Raw genomic sequence first — 22,022 nt, forward strand, 5'->3', positions numbered from 1 at the left:
AAATTCCAACTATTACTGATGAAAACGCAGGCTGTTTTTGCAAGACGTGAGATTGCTCTGGAAGGCATAAAAAAAACAGGACCAAAGTCCTGTTTTTTCGGCATTTAACAAAGAGGTGTGCTATTAGAACTGGTAAACGATACCCACAGCAACGGTGTCGTCTGAACCTACGCCCAGTTTGTTGTCAGAATCGATCTGGTTGATGATGTAGTCAACATAGGTGGACATGTTTTTGTTGAAGTAGTAGGTTGCGCCCACTTCAAAGTAGTTCACCAGATCAACATCACCGATACCTTCTACGTCTTTCGCTTTAGATTTGGTGTAAGCGATGGACGGACGCAGACCGAAATCGAACTGGTATTGCGCAACTAACAGAACATCTTGCGTTTTGTTGGCGAAGCCGCTGATGTTTGTAAATTTATTAGTGATCGGCGTAGCGTTACGGGTTTCACCGTAGTTCGCTGCCAGGTAGATGTTGTTCGCGTCATACTTCAGACCAGTAGCCCACTGTTCAGCTTTTTTACCGTTGCCAAGAGGTTGAGCTTCTTGCAGGTTGGTACGGTCAGCGGCGCCATAAGCACCAACGATACCAAAGCCTTCGTATTCGTAGCTGATAGAACCGCCAACACCGTCGCCGTTAGAGCGGCGTGCAGTGTCACGCTCGTTTTTACCCAGGTACTGAACAGCGAAGTTCAGGCCATCAACCAGACCAAAGAAGTTGGAGTTACGATAGGTAGCAACGCCGCCAACACGACCAACGAAGAAGTCATCGCTGTATGCAGTATCACCACCAAATTCTGGCAGCATATCGGTGTAACCCAGTGCATCATAAACCACACCGTAGTTACGGCCGTAATCGAAAGAACCAACGTCAGCGTATTTAAGACCCGCGAATGCCAGACGCGTTTTGTTACCAGTTTGAGCGTCAGCGCCTTCAGAGTTGTTACCCTGGAAGTTATATTCCCACTGACCATAACCGGTCAGATCGGAATTGATTTGAGTTTCCCCTTTAAAACCAAGACGGGCATAGGTCATGTCGCCATTGCCACCGTAACTGTTTTCACCGTTACCCTTGGAGAAATAATGCAGACCGACAGCTTTACCGTACAGATCTACTTTGTTGCCATCTTTGTTATAAATTTCTGCAGCGTTTGCAGTACCTGCTACTAACAGAGCAGGGACGATCACTGCCAGAATATTGCGCTTCATCATTATTTATTACCCTCATGGTTTTTTTATGACACCTGCCACTGCCGTCAATAAGTTCTGTCAATAAAAATTTACGGAACTATTGATGAGAGTTTGGTGTCTTTATGTGTCTGCAGGCATCTTTCCATTCAAACTAACGTTTCGCTACCGTGAAAGTGCTACAAAGATAAAGATTTGGTTTCAAAAAGAAAAAATATGTAACTAAAAGTAAAATTTAAGGAACTTTGTGAACACCGTCATATTTCCTTAGAAGCGAGATGATATTTACAGCAATTTTTATCTATTTATATGATTTCCTTATATTTAAATTAACTAAAAGGAAATTTTGTTTCTGATAGAAACTTTATCGACCTGACACTAAATCCTCGTTCAGACATCCAGAACGCCAAAAAATAGTATGAAAATTGTGCTATCAGCTAAGAAAAAACTAATCCGCAATAAGAATGCGGATTAGTTTTTGTGCGCAAATGTTGCAGTGTAATATTCCGTAACAGGATGATCGTTATGGCGGGGTTGCAAATAGATTGCTTGACTTAACAAACAGATAACTTGACAGAAAGGATAAAAAAAGAGCCAGCGGGTGCTGGCTCTTGAAGACGCTAAATTAGAAGCTGGCGTTACGCGGAGTACGTGGGAACGGAATCACATCACGCACGTTTTGCACGCCAGTTACGTAAGCAATCAGGCGTTCAAAACCAAGACCGAAACCGGAATGCGGAACAGTACCGTAGCGACGCAGATCGCGATACCACCAGTAATCTTCTTTATTCAGGCCCATTTCCAGCATACGCTCGTCCAGCACGTCCAGACGCTCTTCACGCTGAGAACCACCAATGATTTCACCGATGCCCGGAGCCAGAACATCCATAGCCGCAACGGTTTTACCGTCTTCGTTAAGGCGCATATAGAACGCTTTAATATCTTTCGGATAGTTTTTAACCACTACCGGTGCTTTAAAGTGTTCTTCTGCCAGATAACGCTCATGCTCAGAAGAGAGATCGACGCCCCAGTAAACCGGGTTTTCAAACTTCCTGCCGCAGTTTTCGAGAATGGTCACTGCGTCGGTGTAATCCACCTGCGCGAAATCGGCCTCAATAAAGCGTTCCAGACGTGAAACGGCATCTTTATCTACGCGTTCAGCGAAGAATTTCATGTCGTCAGCGCGTTCTTCGAGAACCGCTTTGAAGACATATTTCAGCATGGCTTCAGCCAGACCCGCGATATCGTTCAGGTTAGCAAACGCCACTTCCGGCTCCAGCATCCAGAATTCCGCCAGGTGACGGCTGGTGTTGGAGTTTTCAGCACGGAAAGTCGGGCCGAAGGTATAAATTTTGGACAATGCGCAAGCGTAGGTTTCACCGTTCAACTGGCCAGATACGGTCAGGAAAGACTCTTTACCAAAGAAGTCTTTGTCGAAATCCACTTTGCCCTGATCGTTACGCGGCAGGTTTTCCAGATCCAGCGTAGAAACGCGGAACATTTCGCCAGCCCCTTCGGTATCAGACGCAGTAATCAGTGGCGTTGAAACCCAGAAGAATCCCTGCTCGTTAAAGAAGCGATGCAGCGCCTGCGCCAGCGTATGGCGAACGCGCGCGACGGCACCAATCAGGTTTGTGCGCGGACGCAGGTGAGCGACTTCACGCAGATACTCAATGCTGTGGCGTTTTGCCGCCATCGGGTAAGTGTCTGGATCTTCAACCCAACCAGCAACTTCAACCTTGCTGGCCTGAATTTCAAATTGTTGCCCCTGGCCTGGCGATGCCACGACTTTACCCGTCACAATGACCGAGCAACCGGTGGTCAGACGCAGAACGTCTTCATTGTAATTGGGCAGAGAATTATTGATGACAGCCTGTACAGGATCAAAGCAGGAACCGTCATAAACGGCGAGGAAGGAGATGCCAGCTTTTGAATCTCGGCGGGTACGTACCCATCCGCGCACGGTGACTTCGCTGTCAACGGCTACGCGGCCCTGGAGTACGTCGGCTACAGGCACAACGCTCATAATATTCTCTCTGTTAATAGTCGGAAAAAATAAACACTTGTCCACCCGTAAATGGGGGGATACCTATGTTACCTGGCATCTGCAATCAGACAAGCAGAATTCGCAAATGCAGCGAAAGATTTCGGAATTAAAGGTAAAAAAAGGGAGCCGATTAGCTCCCTGATGATATTAACTGGCTTTTTTAATATGCGGAAGGTCGAACGCTTTGCGCAGCGCCCGAACAAACGCTTTATCGTGGCAGATAGTTTTGCCAGGGCTGTCAGAAAGTTTCGCCACCGGTTTACCGTTACACTCCACCAGCTTAATGACAATATTCAGGGGTTTTACCTGGGGGATATCGCAGGTCAGGCGAGTCCCAATACCAAAACTTAATTGCACACGGGAGGAGAAGTGCCGGTATAGCTCAACCGCTTTGCGTAAATCCAGATTGTCAGAGAAAACCAGCGTTTTACTCTGCGGATCAATTCCCAGCTTCTCATAATGTGCAATGGCTTTTTCGCCCCATTCAACCGGGTCGCCAGAGTCATGACGCAGGCCCTGATAGCGGCTGGCAAATTCTACGCCGAAATCTCGCAGGAACGCATCCATGGTAATACAGTCGGTTAACGCAATGCCAAGTTGGTCAGGATATTCTTCCAGCCAGGCAGCAAGTGCAGCTCGCTGGCTGTTGGCAAGGTCCGGGCTGATTTGCTGATGTGCCTGGAACCATTCGTGTGCTTGTGTTCCCATTGGCGTGAGGGAAAGCCGACGCGCCAGATCGTAATTACTGGTGCCTACGAACCAGGATTCTTGTTGTAGACGCTTAACGATGGTTTCTTGTACTTCGCGAGAAAAACGGCGGCGGGTGCCAAAATCCATCAGATGGAAGCGCGACATATCAAGATCGGCGGTTAATGCCGAGAAGTCGACTAATTTGCTTTCCAGCGTGTCGAGGGCTTGCGCAACGTCGGCCTGCGGTGAGCGATAGCGATGTACCATTTCACTGATAACCGCCAGCAAAGGAACTTCCCAGAGGATGACTTCACGCCACGGGCCGCTTAAACGAATATCCAGCTTGCCATTATCGTTGGACACGGTGACTTGTTCCGGGTTAAAGCGGAACTCGCGTAGCCAGTTAAGATAGTCGGCTTTAAAGAAAGGCAGGGCTGAGAGCCATTGATATTCATCATCCTGCAGGCGCAGATGCTGCATCGCCTGAACCTGTTCACGAATAGCATCGGCATAAATACCCAGCAGATCGTCACCTCGGCAACGAAACTCCGCCGCGACATGCACATCGTAATAGTGATGAAACACGGCTTGCTGCATATGCAACTTATAAGCATCTGTATCCAGCAACGAGTGCAGAACAGGAGAAGCGAATTGTGTCATAGGTGCGCAGTAGCGTCCTCGTACAGGAGCGTTTAGTACAATAAACATCTTCAGGAACTGCTGGAGTATACCTTGTTTCGTAATTTATTGAACCCCGATCACACCATATGTCACCTTTCTGGTCGATGGTATTGCGCTGCGTATGTTATAAAAATGTAGCAATAAAGGCGTTTGTACCTGAAAAGATGAAGATTCTGCATAGCGCGATTTACGCAACAGGAATAGACTGAACACCAGACTCTATAAAAGATGCTAAAGGTTATTTATGACTCAACAGCCACAAGCCAAATACCGTCACGATTATCGTGCGCCGGATTACCAGATTACTGATATTGACTTGACCTTTGACCTGGACGCGCAAAAGACGGTCGTTACCGCGGTCAGCCAGGCTGTCCGTCATGGTGCATCAGATGCTCCGCTTCGTCTTGATGGCGAAGATCTTAAACTGGTTTCTGTTCATATTAATGATGAGCCGTGGACCGCCTGGAAAGAAGAAGAGGGCGCACTGGTCATCAGTAATTTGCCGGAGCGTTTTACGCTCAAGATCGTTAATGAAATTAGCCCAGCGGCGAATACTGCGCTGGAAGGGCTTTATCAGTCAGGCGATGCGCTTTGCACCCAGTGTGAAGCCGAAGGTTTCCGCCATATTACGTATTATCTCGACCGCCCGGACGTGCTGGCGCGTTTTACCACCAAAATTATTGCCGATAAAACCAAATACCCGTTCCTGCTTTCCAACGGTAACCGCGTTGCGCAAGGCGAACTGGAAAACGGACGCCACTGGGTACAATGGCAGGACCCGTTCCCGAAACCGTGCTACCTGTTTGCGCTGGTGGCAGGTGACTTTGATGTACTGCGCGACACCTTCACCACGCGTTCTGGTCGCGAAGTGGCGCTAGAGCTGTATGTTGATCGTGGTAATCTCGACCGTGCACCGTGGGCGATGACCTCGCTGAAAAATTCCATGAAGTGGGATGAAGAACGCTTCGGTCTGGAGTATGACCTCGACATCTATATGATAGTCGCGGTGGATTTCTTCAATATGGGCGCAATGGAGAATAAAGGTCTTAACATCTTTAACTCTAAGTATGTACTGGCGCGCATCGATACCGCGACCGATAAAGATTATCTCGATATTGAGCGCGTTATTGGTCATGAATATTTCCATAACTGGACCGGTAACCGTGTGACCTGCCGCGACTGGTTCCAGCTCAGCCTGAAAGAAGGCTTAACCGTCTTCCGCGATCAGGAATTCAGCTCTGATCTTGGTTCCCGCGCAGTAAACCGTATCAACAACGTGCGCACCATGCGCGGATTGCAGTTTGCGGAAGACGCCAGCCCGATGGCGCACCCGATCCGCCCGGATATGGTTATTGAAATGAACAACTTCTACACCCTGACCGTTTATGAGAAGGGCGCGGAAGTGATTCGCATGATCCACACTCTGCTGGGCGAAGAAAACTTCCAGAAAGGGATGCAGCTCTATTTCGAGCGCCATGATGGCAGTGCGGCAACCTGCGACGACTTTGTTCAGGCGATGGAAGATGCGTCAAATGTCGATCTCTCCCATTTCCGCCGTTGGTACAGCCAGTCCGGTACGCCGGTTGTGACCGTCAAAGACGACTATAATCCGGAAACCGAGCAGTACACCCTGACCATCAGCCAGCGCACGCCTGCTACGCCGGATCAGGCAGAAAAACAGCCGCTGCATATTCCGTTTGCCATTGAACTGTATGACAACGAAGGCAAAGTGATCCCGTTGCAGAAAGGCGGTCACCCGGTGAATTCGGTACTGAACGTCACCCAGGCGGAACAGACCTTTGTCTTTGATAATGTCTACTTCCAGCCGGTGCCCGCACTGCTGTGTGAATTCTCTGCGCCAGTGAAACTGGAATATAAGTGGAGCGATCAGCAACTGACCTTCCTGATGCGTCATGCGCGTAATGATTTCTCCCGCTGGGATGCGGCACAAAGCCTGCTGGCAACCTACATCAAACTGAACGTCGCCCGTCATCAGCAAGGTCAACCATTGTCTTTACCCGCACACGTTGCCGATGCTTTCCGCGCGGTGCTGCTGGATGAGAAGATTGACCCGGCACTGGCGGCAGAAATTCTGACGCTGCCATCCGTCAATGAAATGGCGGAACTGTTCGATATCATCGACCCGATTGCTATTGCCGAAGTACGCGAAGCACTTACCCGTACTCTGGCGACTGAACTGGCGGATGAGCTGCTGGCTATTTATAACGCAAATTATCAGAGCGAGTACCGCGTTGAGCATGAAGATATTGCAAAACGCACTCTGCGTAATGCCTGCCTGCGCTTCCTCGCTTTTGGTGAAACGCATCTGGCTGACGTGCTGGTAAGCAAGCAGTACCATGAAGCAAACAATATGACCGATGCGCTGGCGGCGCTTTCTGCGGCGGTTGCCGCACAGCTGCCATGCCGTGACGCGCTGATGCAGGAGTACGACGACAAGTGGCATCAGGACGGTCTGGTGATGGATAAATGGTTTATCCTGCAAGCCACGAGTCCGGCGGCAAATGTGCTGGAGACGGTGCGTGGTCTGTTGCAGCATCGCTCATTTACCATGAGCAACCCGAACCGCATTCGTTCGTTGATTGGGGCATTTGCGGGCAGCAACCCGGCAGCGTTCCATGCCGAAGATGGCAGCGGTTACCAGTTCCTGGTGGAAATGCTTACCGACCTCAACAGCCGTAACCCGCAGGTGGCTTCACGTCTGATTGAACCGCTGATTCGCCTGAAGCGTTACGATGCCAAACGTCAGGAGAAAATGCGCGCGGCGCTGGAGCAGTTGAAAGGGCTGGAAAATCTCTCTGGAGATCTGTACGAGAAGATAACTAAAGCACTGGCTTGATACTTTTGAGCCCAAATGCCGGATGCGACGCTTGACGCGTCTTATCAGGCCTACAAGTCCGTTGAAAATGCTGGTTTTGTAGGCTGGATAAGGCGTTCACGCCGCATCCGGCAGCCGTGCCCAAATGCCTGATGCGACGCTTGACGCGTCTTATCAGGCCTACAATCCGTTGAAACCGCTGGTTTTGTGCGCCACATCCGGCATATTAACCATGACGTCGAATCGGTTGTTCAGAATGCCCACGCTGCATTACCCGCTGCAACACTTCCGCTTCCAGCTCCGCTAATCGCACCGACCCTAATCGGCGCGGACGGGGGATATCCACCGTCAAATCCAGACCAATTTTTCCCTCTTCAATTAACAACACCCGGTCCGCCATTGCTACCGCTTCGCTCACATCATGCGTCACCAACAGTACGGTAAAGCCGTGCTCCTGCCAAAGTGACACAATCAAATCCTGCATCTCGAGCCGAGTCAGGGCGTCCAGCGCCCCGAGCGGTTCATCAAGCAATAATAAACCCGGTCGATGAATCAACGCTCTTGCCAGCGCCACACGCTGTTTCTGCCCGCCAGAAAGTGCGGCAGGCCATTCCTCCGCGCGATTCTCCAGCCCTACTGCAGCCAGCACCCGACGCGCCGCATCGCGCCACTGGCCTTTAAGGCCTAACCCAACGTTATCAATCACCGATTTCCACGGTAGCAGACGCGCATCCTGAAACATCATTCGCGTGTCTTCCTGAATCTCAGCCAGCGGTGTGGTACCCGCTAACACATCGCCTGCGGTTGGCGTTTCCAGACCTGCCAGCAGGCGCAGCAGGGTACTTTTGCCACCACCGCTGCGGCCAACCACCGCCACAAACTGACCTGCCGGAATATGTAAATCCAGTTGATTCAGGACGATATTTTCCGCGTAATGTTTGCTTACTGCATTGAGTAACAAGGGTGTGCCCTGGTTCAGACGAGCAGTATTCATACCGTGGCCTCCTTCAAATGATAAGCCGGGTTCCAGCGCAGCCAGAGGCGCTCTAACAGCTGCGCGCTGACGTCAGCAAGTTTGCCGAGCAGGGCGTAGAGAATAATGGCGACTACCACCACATCCGTTTGCAAAAACTCCCGCGCATTCATCGCCAGATAACCAATGCCGGAATTGGCAGAAATAGTTTCGGCAACAATCAGCGTCAGCCACATCAGGCCCAACGCAAAACGTACGCCGACCATAATTGAGGGCAGGGCACCAGGCAGGATCACATGGATAAACAGCGGTATGCCGGATAATCCATAGCTACGCGCCATTTCCACCAGACCGCGATCGATATTACGGATGCCGTGCCAGGTGTTGATATAAATGGGGAATAGCGTGCCGAGCGCCACCAGAAAGATTTTTGCGGATTCATCAATGCCAAACCACAAAATCACCAGCGGGATCAGCGCCAGATGCGGCACGTTGCGCAACATCTGAATTGAGGTATCCAGCAGCCTTTCTCCCCAGCGCGACAGTCCGCTTATCAGTCCCAGAATCAACCCCAGCGATCCGCCAATTGAAAATCCAATCAACGCCCGCCAGGAGCTGATCGCCAGATGTTGCCACAATTCGCCACTGGCGGAGAGCGTCCAGAACGCCGTCATCACTCCTTCCGGAGAGGGCAAAATACGCGTCGACAGCCAGCCAACTGAGGAGGCCAGTTGCCACACCGCCACGATGCCCACCGGTAAAAACCAGGGGGCAACGCGCAATAACCACTTTTTCACTGGCGTTGCCATCATTTTGTTCCTTAGCTTTGCGCGACTTTACGGGGGATAAAATCATTCGCCACCGCTTCGCCTTGCGGATTCAGCGGTTGTGGCTGGGGAATTTCCGGAATGGCAATATCCAGATGTGGGAACAACAACTCGCCGACCCGATACGCTTCTTCCAGATGCGGATAACCAGAAAGCAGAAAGCTGTCGATGCCAAGCGCAGCGTATTCGTTGATTCGCGCGGCGACCGTCGGACCATCGCCCACCAACGCCGTCCCGGCACCGCCGCGCACTAAGCCAACGCCTGCCCATAAATTGGGGCTGATCTCCAGATTGTCGCGCTTGCCGTTATGTAGCGCCGCCATTCGCTGTTGCCCCACGGAATCGGTGCGGGCAAACGCGGCTTGTGCTTTAGCGATGGTCTCATCATCAAGATGGGAGATTAAGCGCTTAGCGGCCTGCCACGCTTCGTCGTTAGTTTCGCGGACAATCACGTGCAGGCGAATACCGAAACGAATTTTGCGTCCATGTGCGGCAGCTTTCGCCCGCACTTGCGCGATCTTCTCTTTTACCAGCGCCGGTGGTTCGCCCCAGGTGAGGTAGAGATCAACCTGTTCAGCGGCCAGATCCTGGGCGACGTCTGACGAGCCGCCAAAGTAAAGCGGAGGATAGGGCTGTTGAATCGGCGGGAAGAGCAGTTTTGCTCCGCGTACATGAATATGTTTACCGTTAAAATCGACGGTTTCGCCCTGCAATAAGCGCCGCCAGACCTGTGTAAATTCAGACGAGGCTTCGTAACGCTCGCAATGATCGAGGAATACGCCGTCGCCTGCCAGCTCTTGCGGATCGCTGCCTGTGACCAGATTAAACAACGCGCGTCCGTTAGAGAGACGATCCAGCGTGGCGGCCTGGCGGGCGGCAACGGTAGGAGAGTTTACGCTGGGACGCAGGGCGACAAGAAACTTCAGCCGTTGCGTCACCGGGATCATCGACGCGGCAACCAGCCACGCATCTTCGCAGGAGCGCCCCGTTGGGATCAGCACACCGGTATAGCCCAGACGATCCGCTGCTTGTGCAATTTGTTGCAGATAACCGTGATCAACCGGGCGTGAACCTTCTTCCGTTCCCAGATAATGCCCGTCACCGTGGGTCGGTAAAAACCAGAACATATTCAGACTCATAATTGTTTTCCTTCCAGTTGAGTGGGCTGCCAGATACGTTGGCGAATATCGACTTTTTCCGGCACCAGACGGTTTTCATAAAACAGATCTGCCGTTTGCTGCTGTAAGGCGGCAACCTCGGCGTTAACCGGTTTGATGGTGGTAGGGGGGCGATGATCTAAATAAGAGGCAATCACCGGCGTTGGTAAGCCCATCGTTTTTGCCAGTAAAGCGATGCTTTGCTCGCGCTGGCTGCGGGTTAACGCATCGGCCTCACTAAAGGTTGCCAGTACACCCTGAATAAATGCGCCGTTTTTTTCTGCATACGGATGGGCAGCCAGATAAAACGAGCCAGTTTGATTGAGATCGGTGCCGTCTTTCAGCACCCGCACGCCGCCCTGTAATAACGCAGCGGAGTAGTAGGGATCCCAGATAGCCCATGCGTCGACGTTACCTTGCTGGAACGCGGCGCGGGCATCGGCAGGCGTCAGGTAAGTGGGCTGGATATCCGTGAAATTAAGCCCGGCCTGGCGTAGTGCGCGTAGTAAAAGATTGTGCGAGCTGGAACCTTTCTGAAAGGCAACTTTGTGACCTTTAAGATCGGCTACGGTTTTGATCGGACTGTTTTCTGCCACCAGAATCACTTCGGCTTTTGGCTTCGGCGGTTCGACGCCCACGTACAGCAAATCAGCTCCGGCAGCCTGAGCAAAGATTGGCGGAATATCCCCCGTACTGCCGAGATCAATACTGCCAACGTTTAACGCTTCCAACATTTGCGGCCCAGCGGGGAACTCCACCCACGAGATTTGGGTTTTCGGATAGCGTTTTTCCAATAATTGGTGGCTTTTTGCCAGCACCATACCAATACTGCCTTTCTGATAGCCAATACGTAACGCATCTGGAGACGACTCTGCGGCAATCGCGAGTGTAGAGACGCTAAGCAATCCCGCCAGCGCCAGTTTAATGATCTTACGCATGGGCGTTACCTCGCAGAGACAGAAGGTCAGGAACCTGGACATCGCGGCGGTGCAGCGCCTGCCAGAAGGTGTCGAGCGCGGCATCAAGTCGGGTTTGTAGATTCGGCGTGAACTGTGGTTTATGTTGGTAATCAATCACCTGTGAGTCATCGGCATACACGCCGTGCAGGATCTCCTGGGCTTTCAGCGCGCTTAATACCGGTTTAAGCGCGTAATCGACCGCCAGAAGGTGAGCCACTGTACCGCCCGTTGCCAGCGGCAGTACCACTTTGTCTTGCAACGCACGTTCTGGCAGCAGATCGAGCAGGGTTTTCAGCGCTCCGGAATAGGCGGCCTTATACACAGGTGTGGCGACAATTAACCCATCGGCCTGTTGCAGCTGTTCGGTAAAAGTTTTCAGGGCCGGACTATCGAAACGGGCATAGAGCAGATCCTCCGGGGCGAAGTTTTGCAGATTCCAGTGATAAACCTCGACATCCAGGTTATTCAGTTTTTCCCGCGCATATTCCAGCAAAGAACTGGAGCGAGAAGGAAAACGAGGACTCCCCGCCAGGGTGATGACACGCATACTCCCTCCTTATAACCAACTGTTCTTTTATTCTTTACTTTGATAACAATTCTGTCAGTTTGTCGGAAAGACAAGAAAATGCCAAATATAAAATTTGTGTATCTTTTTCTAAAAATAAACTAAGGATTGAGGGATATATATCACGTGTATTTATTTATTGGATGTTCATTCGATGTTGAATCAATGAATTACTCGTTCAGGCAATAAGAATATATTCATGAAATCTATAAATTAACGATTTGTCACTTATTGGATTAAGTATGCTTGATTTAAATGGCGGACAGTTATTGTTATTATTAAGTCTAATGTCATTTAAAGGCATTATCATATTTACGAAAAGATCAGGATGATAACGATGAAAAAAAGTGTATTGACGGCGTTTATAACTGTGGTATGTGCAACGTCCAGTGTTATGGCTGCTGATGATAATGCTATCACGGATGGCTCAGTAACATTTAATGGTAAAGTCATTGCCCCAGCGTGTACGCTGGTAGCTGCGATGAAAGATTCCGTGGTGACTTTGCCAGATGTTAGTGCTACGAAGTTGCAAAGCAATGGCCAGGTATCTGGGGTACAAACTGATGTGCCAATCGAATTAACAGATTGTGATATTACCGTAACAAAAAATGCAACGTTCACCTTTAATGGCACTGCGGATACTACGCAGATTACAGCGTTTGCTAATCAGGCCTCTTCTGATGCTGCTACAAACGTGGCCCTGCAAATGTACATGAATGATGGCACAACGACCATCAAGCCAGACACAGAAACCGGGAACATTTTGTTGCAGAATGGAGATCAGACGTTGACCTTTAAAGTTGATTATATCGCTACGGGTAAAGCCACTTCAGGTAATGTTAATGCGGTAACAAACTTCCATATTAACTATTATTAATATAAAACATTAATTGTTTTATTAATTAGTCCCCCTCCAGTGTTCTGGAGGGGACATTCATATTTTTTAAGAGTGACTATATATGAAAACTTGCATAACAAAGGGAATTGTGACCGTAAGTTTAACAGCAATATTACTTAGCTGTTCATCCGCATGGGCGGCAGGTAAAGGCGGGATTGGACTTGCAGCAACACGTCTTGTTTATTCAGAAGGTGAAGAGCAAATTTCACTTGGTGTACGTAACACCAGTCCGGATGTTTCTTATCTTATTCAGTCTTGGGTGATGACACCAGTTAATAAAAAATCAGCGGATTTTATTATAACACCACCGCTATTTGTCTTGAATCCGGCAAATGAGAATCTGTTACGCATTATGTACATTGGTGCGCCATTGGCGAAAGACAGAGAAACTCTTTTCTTCACCAGCGTACGGGCAGTCCCTTCAACAACGAAGCGGGAAGAAGGCAATACCCTGAAGATTGCCACACAAAGCGTCATCAAACTTTTCTGGCGACCAAAAGGTTTAGCGTATCCCTTAGCCGAGGCTCCGGCGAAACTGCGTTGCACTTCGTCAGCTGACATAGTTACGGTCAGTAACCCAACACCTTATTTCATTACCCTGACAGACCTGAAAATAGGTGGAAAAGTAGTTAAAAATCAAATGATCTCCCCATTTGATAAATACCAATTCCCTCTGCCAAAGGGTGCTCAAAACAGTCGCGTAACGTACCGAACCATCAATGACTACGGGGCGGAAACGCCGCAACTCAACTGTAAATCGTAAGCCGTCTTCAGTTAAGAGAGCGAGATGTATAGAACTCACCGACAACACAGCCTGTTAAGCTCTGGTGGAGTGCCATCGTTTATTGGCGGGCTGGTGGTGTTTGTGTCGGCAGTGTTTACTGCACAAGCTGAAACCTGGTTCGATCCTGCTTTTTTCAAAGATGATCCCTCAATGGTGGCCGATTTGTCCCGTTTCGAAAAAGGACAAAAAATAACGCCAGGGGTTTATCGTGTCGATATTGTTCTGAATCAGACAATTGTAGATACGCGCAACGTCAATTTTGTTGAGATAACGCCAGAGAAGGGGATTGCCGCCTGTTTGACTACTGAAAACCTGGATGCAATGGGTATGAATACTGATGCGTTTCCAGCTTTTAAACAACTTGACAAACAAGCGTGTGCACCATTGGCGGAGATTATTCCGGATGCCAGCGTAACTTTTAATGTGAATAAACTCCGTCTGGAAATTTCAGTACCGCAAATCGCCATCAAAAGTAATGCCCGTGGCTATGTTCCCCCTGAACGCTGGGATGAAGGGATCAACGCACTATTACTGGGATATTCATTTAGCGGGGCTAACAGTATTCATAGCAGTACAGACAGTGATTCCACAGATAGCTATTTTCTTAATCTAAACAGTGGCGTGAATTTAGGTCCGTGGCGATTGCGCAATTATTCCACGTGGAGTCGTAGTAGCGGGCAAACCGCAGAATGGAAGAATCTCAGCAGCTATTTGCAGCGGGCGGTTATTCCACTAAAAGGCGAACTGACCGTCGGTGATGATTATACCGCAGGCGATTTTTTTGATAGCGTCAGCTTTCGTGGCGTACAGCTGGCGTCAGATGACAACATGCTGCCAGACAGCCTGAAAGGATTTGCGCCTTTGGTACGTGGTATCGCCAAAAGCAATGCCCAGATAACGATTAAGCAAAATGGTTACACCATTTACCAAACTTATGTATCGCCTGGCGCTTTTGAAATTAGTGATCTCTATTCCACGTCGTCGAGCGGTGATTTGTTGGTTGAAATCAAAGAATCTGATGGCAGCGTCAATAGTTACAGCGTGCCCTTTTCCAGCGTGCCATTGCTCCAGCGTCAGGGGCGAATCAAATATGCGGTGACACTGGCGAAATATAGAACCAATAGTAATGACCAGCAAGAAAGTAAATTTGCTCAGGCCACGCTGCAGTGGGGCGGACCGTGGGGAACGACCTGGTATGGTGGTGGACAATATGCTGAATATTACCGTGCCGCCATGTTTGGTCTGGGATTTAACCTCGGCGATTTCGGAGCAATTTCGTTCGATGCGACCCAGGCGAAGAGTACGCTGGCAGACCAAAGTGAACATAAAGGGCAGTCATATCGTTTTCTGTATGCCAAAACGCTCAACCATTTGGGCACCAACTTTCAATTGATGGGCTACCGCTATTCGACTTCGGGTTTCTACACCCTTTCCGACACTATGTATAAACATATGGATGGCTACGAATTTAATGATGGTGATGATGAAGATATGCCGCTGTGGTCGCGTTATTACAATTTGTTTTACACCAAACGTGGCAAACTGCAGGTTAATATTTCCCAGCAATTAGGCGAGTACGGTTCGTTTTATTTAAGTGGTAGCCAGCAAACATACTGGCATACCGATCAACAGGATCGGCTATTACAGTTTGGCTTCAACACGCAAATTAAAGATCTCTCACTGGGCGTTTCCTGGAACTACAGTAAGTCCCGTGGCCAACCTGATGCTGATCAGGTGTTTGCACTTAATTTTTCCCTGCCGCTCAATCTGTTGCTCCCCAGAAGTAATGATAGCTATACCAGGAAAAAAAATTACGCCTGGATGACCTCTAACACCAGTATCGATAACGAAGGGCACACTACACAAAACCTGGGTTTAACGGAGACACTACTCGATGACGGTAACCTGAGCTACAGCGTCCAGCAGGGATATAACAGCGAGGGGAAAACGGCAAATGGTAGCGCCAGCATGGACTACAAAGGGGCGTTTGCGGATGCCCGAGTGGGCTACAACTACAGCGATAATGGCAGTCAACAACAACTGAACTACGCTCTTTCAGGCAGTTTAGTTGCCCATTCACAGGGCATTACCCTGGGGCAATCACTGGGGGAGACGAACGTTCTGATTGCAGCACCAGGCGCGGAGAATACTCGTGTGGCGAATAGCACCGGGCTGAAAACTGACTGGCGCGGATATACCGTTGTTCCTTATGCCACTTCTTATCGGGAAAATCGAATCGTACTTGATGCGGCTTCGTTAAAACGTAACGTGGATCTTGAAAATGCAGTAGTAAACGTGGTTCCCACCAAAGGGGCGTTGGTTCTGGCGGAGTTCAATGCCCATGCGGGGGCAAGGGTATTAATGAAAACATTAAAGCAGGGTATACCGCTGCCTTTTGGCGCGATAGCGACGCTGGACGGCATACAGACTAATAGCGGCATAATTGATGATGATGGCTCGCTCTATATGTCCGGTTTGCCTGCTCAGGGAGCTATAACTGTACGCTGGGGCGAAGCTCCCGATCAAATTTGTCATATCAGTTACGAGCTTACCGAACAACAAATTAACGCTGCGATTACGCGAATGAATGCCATATGCAGATAATCTTTGGAGAAAAATGCATGTCATTACTACGACTATTTTTTGCCGCCGTCTTAATGCTATGGTGCGTTCAAGCTGCTGCTTATAGCGGGCAGTGTCATACTACTCAGGGGAATCCGTATATTGGCGTCAATTTGGGCGTTAAAACCCTGGAGGAAGAAGAAAATACTGCTGGGGTAGTTAAAGACAAATTTTATCAGTGGAACGAATCGAATGATTATTATGTTTCCTGTGATTGCGATAAAGACAATGTCAGAAATGGTCGATGGGCATTCGCCGCGGATTCACCGTTAGTCTATTTAGGTGACAACTGGTACAAAATTAATGACTATCTTGCCGCCAAAGTTTTATTGCAGGTTAAAGGCAGTTCTCCTACAGCGGTTCCTTTCGAAAACGTGGGTACTGGGGCCGATACCCGATGGCATATTTGCGACCCCGGCGGCCAACGTTTAGGCGGTCAGGGGGCTAGCGGTAATAGCGGTAGCTTTTCCCTGAAAATATTGCAGCCTTTCATTGGCTCGGTCACCATTCCTCCTATGGCGCTGGCGCGATTATATGAGTGTTACAATATACCCGCAGGTGATTCCTGTACGACAACAGGCACACCGGTTTTGGTGTATTACCTGTCTGGCACGATCAATTCGCTTGGCTCATGTTCCGTTAATGCCGGAGAGACAATTGAAGTTGATTTAGGTGATGTCTTTGCTGCTAATTTCCGTGTTGTGGGGCATAAACCCCTTGGGGCCAGAACGGCAGAACTCACAATCCCAGTTAGGTGTAACACTGGAAACGCTGGGTTAGTTAACGTCAATCTGAGTCTGACGGCAACCTCAGATCCAAGTTATTCCCAGGCGATTAAGACCTCACGTCCTGGTGTGGGTATTGTGGTAACTGATACTCAGAACAACATAATTTCCCCTGCTGGTGGAACACTACCGCTCTCTATTCCTGATGATGCAGACAGTATCGCGCGAATTAATGTCTATCCGGTCAGTACGACTGGCGTACCACCAGAAACCGGGAGATTTGAAGCCACGGCAACGGTGAGAATAAATTTTGATTAACGCGTGAACGTATGAAGAAAAAAACTATATCTCAGTGCGTTATCTTGTTCTTTAGCCTTCTTAACACCCATGTAGGGATGGCTGGGCCTGAACAAGTCAGTATGCATATTTATGGTAATGTGGTCGATCAGGGCTGTGATGTCGCCACCAAAAGCGCATTACAAAATATTCATATTGGTGATTTTAATATCAGTGATTTTCAGACCGCGAATACCGTAAGCACTGCTGCTGATTTGAGTATCGATATCACCGGTTGTGCCGCTGGTATTGCTGGCGCGGACGTCCTTTTTAGCGGCGAGGCTGACCCCCTTGCGCCGACACTACTCAAACTAACTGACACAGACGGAAGTGGTGGTATGGCAACGGGGATTGCTGTGCAAATTCTTGATGCGCAAAGTCAACAAGAAATCCCGCTCAATCAGGTCCAACCTCTTACACCTTTAAAAGCGGGGGATAACACACTCAAATATCAACTTCGTTATAAGTCCACTAAGGCGGGAGCAACGGGCGGTAATGCGACGGCGGTTCTCTATTTTGATCTGGTTTATCAGTAAGGAGTGACGTTGAAACGAATAATCTGGATTCTGTGCCTGGTGGGATGGATGGGGAGCTGTGAGGTGTTTGCCCATGATGGCACGGTTAACATCAGCGGATCGTTTCGCCGTAATACATGCGTGCTTGCACAGGATAGCAAGCAAAGCAATGTGCAGTTAGGCGATGTCTCACTGACACGTTTTTCTCATGGGAATTATGGCCCGGAGAAATCTTTCATCATTAATTTGCAGGATTGCGGAACAGATGTCAGCACCGTTGACGTCACTTTTTCAGGAACACCCGACGGAATGAAGAGCGAAATGTTGTCCATTGAAAGTGGTACGGATACCGCCAGTGGGTTAGCGATTGCGATTCTGGATGATGCGAAGATATTGATTCCGCTTAACCAGGCGAGTAAAGACTACATCTTACACAGTGGTAAGGTGCCATTAACTTTTTATGCGCAATTGCGACCTGTCAATAGCGATGTGCAGTCGGGTAAAGTAAATGCCAGCGCGACATTTGTACTTCATTATGACTAATCCGTGGAACAGATTGACGCTCTCTATTTTTGCCGTTTTATCGCTGCTGGTGGCGGGTGAACTGCAGGCTGGCGTGGTGGTTGGAGGAACGCGATTTATCTTCCCGGCACACAGAGAATCGATATCTATCTCACTGACTAATACCAGTCAGGAATCCTGGCTTATTAACAGTAAAATCAATCGCTCAACTCGTTGGGCCGGGGGTGAAGCGTCGACAGTGCCAGTACCATTACTGGCCGCTCCGCCGCTTGTTTTTCTGAAGCCAAGTACTACAGGCACATTGCGCTTACTGAGAACGGAAAGTGACATGTTGCCTGTGGATCGCGAAACGCTATTTGAACTAAACATTGCCAGCGTGCCATCCGGCAAAGTAGAAAATCAGAACGTAAAAGTAGCGATGCGCTCGGTATTTAAACTGTTCTGGCGACCCGAAGGTTTGCCGGGCGACCCGCTGGAAGCTTATCAACAATTACGCTGGTCACGGAATTCGCAGGGTTTGCAACTCACTAACCCAACGCCGTACTATATTAACCTGATTCAGGTGAGCGTAAATGGTAAAGCGTTAAGTAATGCGGGAGTTGTACCGCCTAAAAGCCAGCGTCAGACAAGCTGGTGTCAGGCAATAGCACCGTGTCATGTCGCCTGGCGGGCGATAAATGATTACGGCGGTTTGAGTGCAAAGAAGGAGCAAGATCTGCCCTGAAACAGGTTCTGAAAACGTTTGCGTTTTTTTTGCCGCAGGTCAATTCCCTTTTGGTCCGAACTCGCACATAATACGCCCCCGGTTTGCACACCGGGAATCCAGGAGAGTTCATGTACTACCCCTTCGTTCGTAAAGCCCTTTTCCAGCTCGATCCAGAGCGCGCTCATGAGTTTACTTTTCAGCAATTACGCCGTATTACAGGAACGCCGTTTGAAGCACTGGTGCGGCAGAAAGTGCCTGCGAAACCTGTTAACTGCATGGGCCTGACGTTTAAAAATCCGCTTGGTCTGGCAGCCGGTCTTGATAAAGACGGGGAGTGCATTGACGCGTTAGGCGCGATGGGGTTTGGATCTATCGAGATCGGTACCGTCACGCCACGTCCACAGCCAGGTAATGACAAGCCGCGTCTCTTTCGTCTGGTAGATGCCGAAGGTTTGATCAACCGTATGGGCTTTAATAATCTTGGCGTTGATAACCTCGTAGAGAACGTAAAAAAAGCCCATTATGATGGCGTCCTGGGTATTAACATCGGCAAAAATAAAGATACGCCGGTGGAGCAGGGTAAAGATGACTATCTGATTTGTATGGAAAAAATCTATGCTTATGCGGGATATATCGCCATCAATATTTCATCGCCGAATACCCCAGGACTACGCACACTGCAATATGGCGAAGCGCTGGATGATCTCTTAACCGCGATTAAAAATAAGCAAAATGATTTGCAAGCGATGCACCATAAATATGTGCCGATCGCAGTGAAGATCGCGCCGGATCTTTCTGAAGAAGAATTGATCCAGGTTGCCGATAGTTTAGTTCGCCATAATATTGATGGCGTTATTGCAACCAATACCACGCTCGATCGTTCTTTGGTACAGGGTATGAAAAATTGCGATCAAACTGGGGGCTTAAGTGGTCGTCCGCTACAGTTAAAAAGCACCGAAATTATTCGCCGTTTGTCTCAGGAATTAAACGGTCGCTTACCGATCATCGGTGTTGGCGGCATTGACTCGGTTATCGCTGCGCGTGAAAAGATTGCTGCGGGGGCCTCACTGGTGCAAATTTATTCTGGTTTTATTTTTAAAGGACCGCCGCTGATTAAAGAAATCGTTAACCATATCTAATTATTTCTTTGAATTTCTCTTTATAAGATAATCAGGGCTTTATTTTAAGCCCTGGTTGTTTTATATTCATCGCTGTTGCTTATTTAGACATTTTGTACTTTTATTGTTGAGGTTATTAAGCGAAGCGACAATGGATTGTGTTGCTGCGGTTTTATAGGGTAGGGGAGAGGCAAATGCGAATTAAACCAGACGATAACTGGCGTTGGTATTACGATGAAGAGCACGATCGAATGATGCTCGATTTAGCCAATGGTATGCTATTTCGCTCACGTTTTGCGCGCAAAATGTTGACTCCAGATGCCTTTTCTCCCGCAGGCTTTTGCGTTGACGACGCCGCGCTCTATTTCTCATTTGAAGAAAAATGCCGCGATTTTAATTTATCTAAAGAACAAAAAGCCGAACTGGTGCTTAATGCGCTGGTAGCAATTCGTTATCTCAAACCGCAAATGCCGAAAAGCTGGCATTTTGTTTCCCATGGTGAAATGTGGGTGCCCATGCCGGGCGATGCGGCCTGCGTTTGGTTGAGCGACACTCACGAGCAAGTCAATTTGCTGGTCGTTGAATCTGGCGAAAATGCTGCACTGTGCCTGTTGGCGCAACCCTGCGTTGTTATTGCGGGTCGCGCGATGCAGTTGGGGGACGCCATCAAAATCATGAATGACAGGCTGAAACCGCAGGTTAATGTTGACAGTTTCAGCCTCGAACAGGCAGTTTAACGCGCTAGTTTAAGCGCAGTCTTCGGCACACAACTACAGCAAAGAATGGTGCCATCATTGCTGATTGCTGATTTTTTGAGCGGTGTGACTTCGCCTTCTAAAAGCTGAACACGGCAGCTTCCACAAATGCCCGCGCGGCAAGAATAAGGGATACGAATTCCCTGATTTTCTAATTGCTCCAGCAGCACCTGTTGGTTATTTCCACGAAATGCCAGTCCCTGCCAGTCAATATCTACATTTGCGTCCGGTTGTTGCGTGATGTTGACGGTATCATCAGCGGCAGCTGCGCCGTAAATTTTAGCCGGAGCCGTTGCCAGAATTTCCACCTCATCGCCAACGCGAATCACGCCGCTATTACGGGCAATTAAATTCTGACCAAAATCGACATCGCCGTTATCCTGGGCAGTACGGAAAGATTGCAATGTTTTTAATGGTTCGCCTGCCGGATGTTTTTGCCCTTTTTCTGGACTGACGGTGGTGAAAATACAGCGGCTACAAGGTTTAACCACATCAAACACCACATCACCAATACGAATCACTTTCCAGCTATCTTCTTCCCAGGCTGACGCGCCGGAAACCACCAGATTGGGGCGGAATTGCTCCATTTTTACACTGGCCGGACAACGTTGTTGGAGATCACGTAACGAGGCTTCGTTAGCAAGAAGGTAAGGATAGCCATCAGCAAATGACAGAGGTACAGTGTTGTGGCGTTTCACGCGCCGGGTCATTTGTGGCCCCACCCAGCGCAATTGCACTTCGCGGGAGAAAAATCCACTTAACCATTTGTTGATCGAGTCTGGCGCAATTCGCGCGGTAAAATGTGTGCCCCAAACTTCGGTTGGTGCGTCTTGTGTGGCGAAATCAGCAAAACGAACATATGCGCTACTGCCATCTGGTGCGGTGAGATGCAAGCCATCATGCACAGGTGAAGGAGTAAACCGTACCATCTGGGGAAACTGGCGAGCGGTAATAAACGTACCGTCAAGTTCCGTGATCATAAAGATGCGATCGAAGGCCAGACCACTGACATCTGCCAGAGCATGTGTAAGACCAATGCCGCGCATCGATTTAACAGGATGAATAAAAAGCCGGGTTAATGTCGCCACGGTGCGGTCCTCAAATGAAAATAAGCCCTC

General features: G+C 49.1%; 19 protein-coding genes. 10 read left to right on the forward strand and 9 right to left on the reverse strand.

All coding sequences use genetic code 11. From position 1 onward, the window contains the following. Positions 1-123: 123 nt before the first annotated feature. From ompF to pncB, 3 genes are all read right to left on the reverse strand, one after another. Entirely contained in the window at positions 124-1,212 is a 1,089-nt protein-coding gene (ompF, locus tag QUE74_RS05425) for a porin OmpF (RefSeq protein WP_000977917.1), read from the reverse strand. 601 nt (positions 1,213-1,813) lie between these two features. Then, complete coding sequence (asnS, locus tag QUE74_RS05430) at positions 1,814-3,214, reverse strand: asparagine--tRNA ligase (RefSeq protein WP_000117881.1); 1,401 nt, start codon at positions 3,212-3,214, stop codon at positions 1,814-1,816. 168 nt (positions 3,215-3,382) lie between these two features. Beyond that, a complete protein-coding gene (gene pncB, locus QUE74_RS05435) occupies positions 3,383-4,585 on the reverse strand; it encodes a nicotinate phosphoribosyltransferase (RefSeq protein ID WP_001354882.1) in 1,203 nt (400 codons plus the stop codon). A 265-nt stretch (positions 4,586-4,850) separates the two neighbouring features. Here pncB and pepN point away from each other — a divergent pair, with 265 nt between their 5' ends. Beyond that, positions 4,851-7,463, forward strand: a complete 2,613-nt coding sequence (gene pepN, locus QUE74_RS05440; RefSeq protein WP_000193808.1) for an aminopeptidase N — start codon at positions 4,851-4,853, stop codon at positions 7,461-7,463. A gap of 205 nt (positions 7,464-7,668) precedes the next feature. On the opposite strand, the gene ssuB is transcribed toward pepN, so the two are convergent. Genes ssuB through ssuE form a run of 5 tightly spaced genes read right to left on the reverse strand, consistent with a single transcriptional unit; the run spans position 7,669 to position 11,905 of the window. Beyond that, positions 7,669-8,436: an aliphatic sulfonates ABC transporter ATP-binding protein gene (gene ssuB, locus QUE74_RS05445; RefSeq protein ID WP_001090518.1), complete on the reverse strand. Its 768-nt coding sequence runs from the start codon at positions 8,434-8,436 to the stop codon at positions 7,669-7,671. Continuing rightward, a complete protein-coding gene (gene ssuC, locus QUE74_RS05450; RefSeq protein WP_000235184.1) occupies positions 8,433-9,224 on the reverse strand; it encodes an aliphatic sulfonate ABC transporter permease SsuC in 792 nt (263 codons plus the stop codon). Before ssuC ends, ssuB begins: the two co-directional genes overlap by 4 nt. 11 nt (positions 9,225-9,235) lie before the next feature. Beyond that, positions 9,236-10,381, reverse strand: a complete 1,146-nt coding sequence (gene ssuD / locus QUE74_RS05455) for an FMNH2-dependent alkanesulfonate monooxygenase (protein ID WP_000055955.1) — start codon at positions 10,379-10,381, stop codon at positions 9,236-9,238. Beyond that, a complete protein-coding gene (gene ssuA / locus QUE74_RS05460; protein ID WP_001226256.1) occupies positions 10,378-11,337 on the reverse strand; it encodes an aliphatic sulfonate ABC transporter substrate-binding protein SsuA in 960 nt (319 codons plus the stop codon). The genes ssuD and ssuA overlap by 4 nt, the downstream gene beginning before the upstream one ends. Then, complete coding sequence (ssuE, locus tag QUE74_RS05465) at positions 11,330-11,905, reverse strand: NADPH-dependent FMN reductase (RefSeq protein ID WP_001263950.1); 576 nt, start codon at positions 11,903-11,905, stop codon at positions 11,330-11,332. The genes ssuA and ssuE overlap by 8 nt, the downstream gene beginning before the upstream one ends. A gap of 355 nt (positions 11,906-12,260) precedes the next feature. Between ssuE and QUE74_RS05470 the strand changes: the two genes are divergently transcribed. From QUE74_RS05470 to zapC, 9 genes are all read left to right on the forward strand, one after another. Next, on the forward strand, positions 12,261-12,800 hold the full coding sequence (locus QUE74_RS05470) for a fimbrial protein (RefSeq protein WP_000750288.1): 540 nt from the start codon (positions 12,261-12,263) through the stop codon (positions 12,798-12,800). 82 nt (positions 12,801-12,882) lie between these two features. Continuing rightward, entirely contained in the window at positions 12,883-13,584 is a 702-nt protein-coding gene (locus QUE74_RS05475; RefSeq protein WP_000845153.1) for a fimbrial biogenesis chaperone, read from the forward strand. A gap of 24 nt (positions 13,585-13,608) precedes the next feature. Beyond that, entirely contained in the window at positions 13,609-16,209 is a 2,601-nt protein-coding gene (locus QUE74_RS05480; RefSeq protein ID WP_000286342.1) for a fimbrial biogenesis usher protein, read from the forward strand. After that, the gene (locus QUE74_RS05485; RefSeq protein WP_001165642.1) at positions 16,200-17,270 is read left to right on the forward strand and encodes a fimbrial protein; all 1,071 of its coding nucleotides are present in this window, start codon (positions 16,200-16,202) and stop codon (positions 17,268-17,270) included. Before QUE74_RS05480 ends, QUE74_RS05485 begins: the two co-directional genes overlap by 10 nt. Positions 17,271-17,281: 11 nt before the next feature. After that, positions 17,282-17,824: a fimbrial protein gene (locus QUE74_RS05490; protein ID WP_000730627.1), complete on the forward strand. Its 543-nt coding sequence runs from the start codon at positions 17,282-17,284 to the stop codon at positions 17,822-17,824. A 48-nt stretch (positions 17,825-17,872) separates the two neighbouring features. Beyond that, entirely contained in the window at positions 17,873-18,346 is a 474-nt protein-coding gene (locus QUE74_RS05495; RefSeq protein WP_072156976.1) for a fimbrial protein, read from the forward strand. Further along, a complete protein-coding gene (locus QUE74_RS05500; protein WP_001111444.1) occupies positions 18,312-19,049 on the forward strand; it encodes a fimbrial chaperone in 738 nt (245 codons plus the stop codon). The genes QUE74_RS05495 and QUE74_RS05500 overlap by 35 nt, the downstream gene beginning before the upstream one ends. Positions 19,050-19,159: 110 nt before the next feature. Beyond that, positions 19,160-20,170, forward strand: a complete 1,011-nt coding sequence (pyrD, locus tag QUE74_RS05505) for a quinone-dependent dihydroorotate dehydrogenase (protein WP_001354889.1) — start codon at positions 19,160-19,162, stop codon at positions 20,168-20,170. A gap of 173 nt (positions 20,171-20,343) precedes the next feature. Further along, positions 20,344-20,886, forward strand: coding sequence for a cell division protein ZapC (zapC, locus tag QUE74_RS05510; protein WP_001295353.1), 543 nt, complete (start codon positions 20,344-20,346; stop codon positions 20,884-20,886). Here the strand turns inward: zapC and ycbX are convergent. Further along, positions 20,883-21,992 carry a 6-N-hydroxylaminopurine resistance protein YcbX gene (ycbX, locus tag QUE74_RS05515; RefSeq protein WP_000224259.1) on the reverse strand — a complete coding sequence of 370 codons (1,110 nt, stop codon included), beginning with the start codon at positions 21,990-21,992 and terminating at the stop codon, positions 20,883-20,885. The two genes, zapC and ycbX, sit on opposite strands and share 4 nt — an antisense overlap. Positions 21,993-22,022: the final 30 nt, after the last annotated feature.

The sequence above is a fragment of the Escherichia sp. 10290 genome (genome assembly GCF_030295155.1).
In the GTDB taxonomy this organism is placed as follows: domain Bacteria; phylum Pseudomonadota; class Gammaproteobacteria; order Enterobacterales; family Enterobacteriaceae; genus Escherichia; species Escherichia coli_F.

Excerpts from the sequence above, each read along its gene's own strand:
- ompF (WP_000977917.1), bottom strand. The coding sequence starts at position 1,212 with ATGATGAAGCGCAATATTCTGGCAGTGATCGTCCCTGCTCTGTTAGTA.
- asnS (WP_000117881.1), bottom strand. The coding sequence starts at position 3,214 with ATGAGCGTTGTGCCTGTAGCCGACGTACTCCAGGGCCGCGTAGCCGTT.
- pncB (WP_001354882.1), bottom strand. The coding sequence starts at position 4,585 with ATGACACAATTCGCTTCTCCTGTTCTGCACTCGTTGCTGGATACAGAT.
- pepN (WP_000193808.1), top strand. The coding sequence starts at position 4,851 with ATGACTCAACAGCCACAAGCCAAATACCGTCACGATTATCGTGCGCCG.
- ssuB (WP_001090518.1), bottom strand. The coding sequence starts at position 8,436 with ATGAATACTGCTCGTCTGAACCAGGGCACACCCTTGTTACTCAATGCA.
- ssuC (WP_000235184.1), bottom strand. The coding sequence starts at position 9,224 with ATGGCAACGCCAGTGAAAAAGTGGTTATTGCGCGTTGCCCCCTGGTTT.
- ssuD (WP_000055955.1), bottom strand. The coding sequence starts at position 10,381 with ATGAGTCTGAATATGTTCTGGTTTTTACCGACCCACGGTGACGGGCAT.
- ssuA (WP_001226256.1), bottom strand. The coding sequence starts at position 11,337 with ATGCGTAAGATCATTAAACTGGCGCTGGCGGGATTGCTTAGCGTCTCT.
- ssuE (WP_001263950.1), bottom strand. The coding sequence starts at position 11,905 with ATGCGTGTCATCACCCTGGCGGGGAGTCCTCGTTTTCCTTCTCGCTCC.
- QUE74_RS05470 (WP_000750288.1), top strand. The coding sequence starts at position 12,261 with ATGAAAAAAAGTGTATTGACGGCGTTTATAACTGTGGTATGTGCAACG.
- QUE74_RS05475 (WP_000845153.1), top strand. The coding sequence starts at position 12,883 with ATGAAAACTTGCATAACAAAGGGAATTGTGACCGTAAGTTTAACAGCA.
- QUE74_RS05480 (WP_000286342.1), top strand. The coding sequence starts at position 13,609 with ATGTATAGAACTCACCGACAACACAGCCTGTTAAGCTCTGGTGGAGTG.
- QUE74_RS05485 (WP_001165642.1), top strand. The coding sequence starts at position 16,200 with ATGCAGATAATCTTTGGAGAAAAATGCATGTCATTACTACGACTATTT.
- QUE74_RS05490 (WP_000730627.1), top strand. The coding sequence starts at position 17,282 with ATGAAGAAAAAAACTATATCTCAGTGCGTTATCTTGTTCTTTAGCCTT.
- QUE74_RS05495 (WP_072156976.1), top strand. The coding sequence starts at position 17,873 with ATGGGGAGCTGTGAGGTGTTTGCCCATGATGGCACGGTTAACATCAGC.
- QUE74_RS05500 (WP_001111444.1), top strand. The coding sequence starts at position 18,312 with ATGCCAGCGCGACATTTGTACTTCATTATGACTAATCCGTGGAACAGA.
- pyrD (WP_001354889.1), top strand. The coding sequence starts at position 19,160 with ATGTACTACCCCTTCGTTCGTAAAGCCCTTTTCCAGCTCGATCCAGAG.
- zapC (WP_001295353.1), top strand. The coding sequence starts at position 20,344 with ATGCGAATTAAACCAGACGATAACTGGCGTTGGTATTACGATGAAGAG.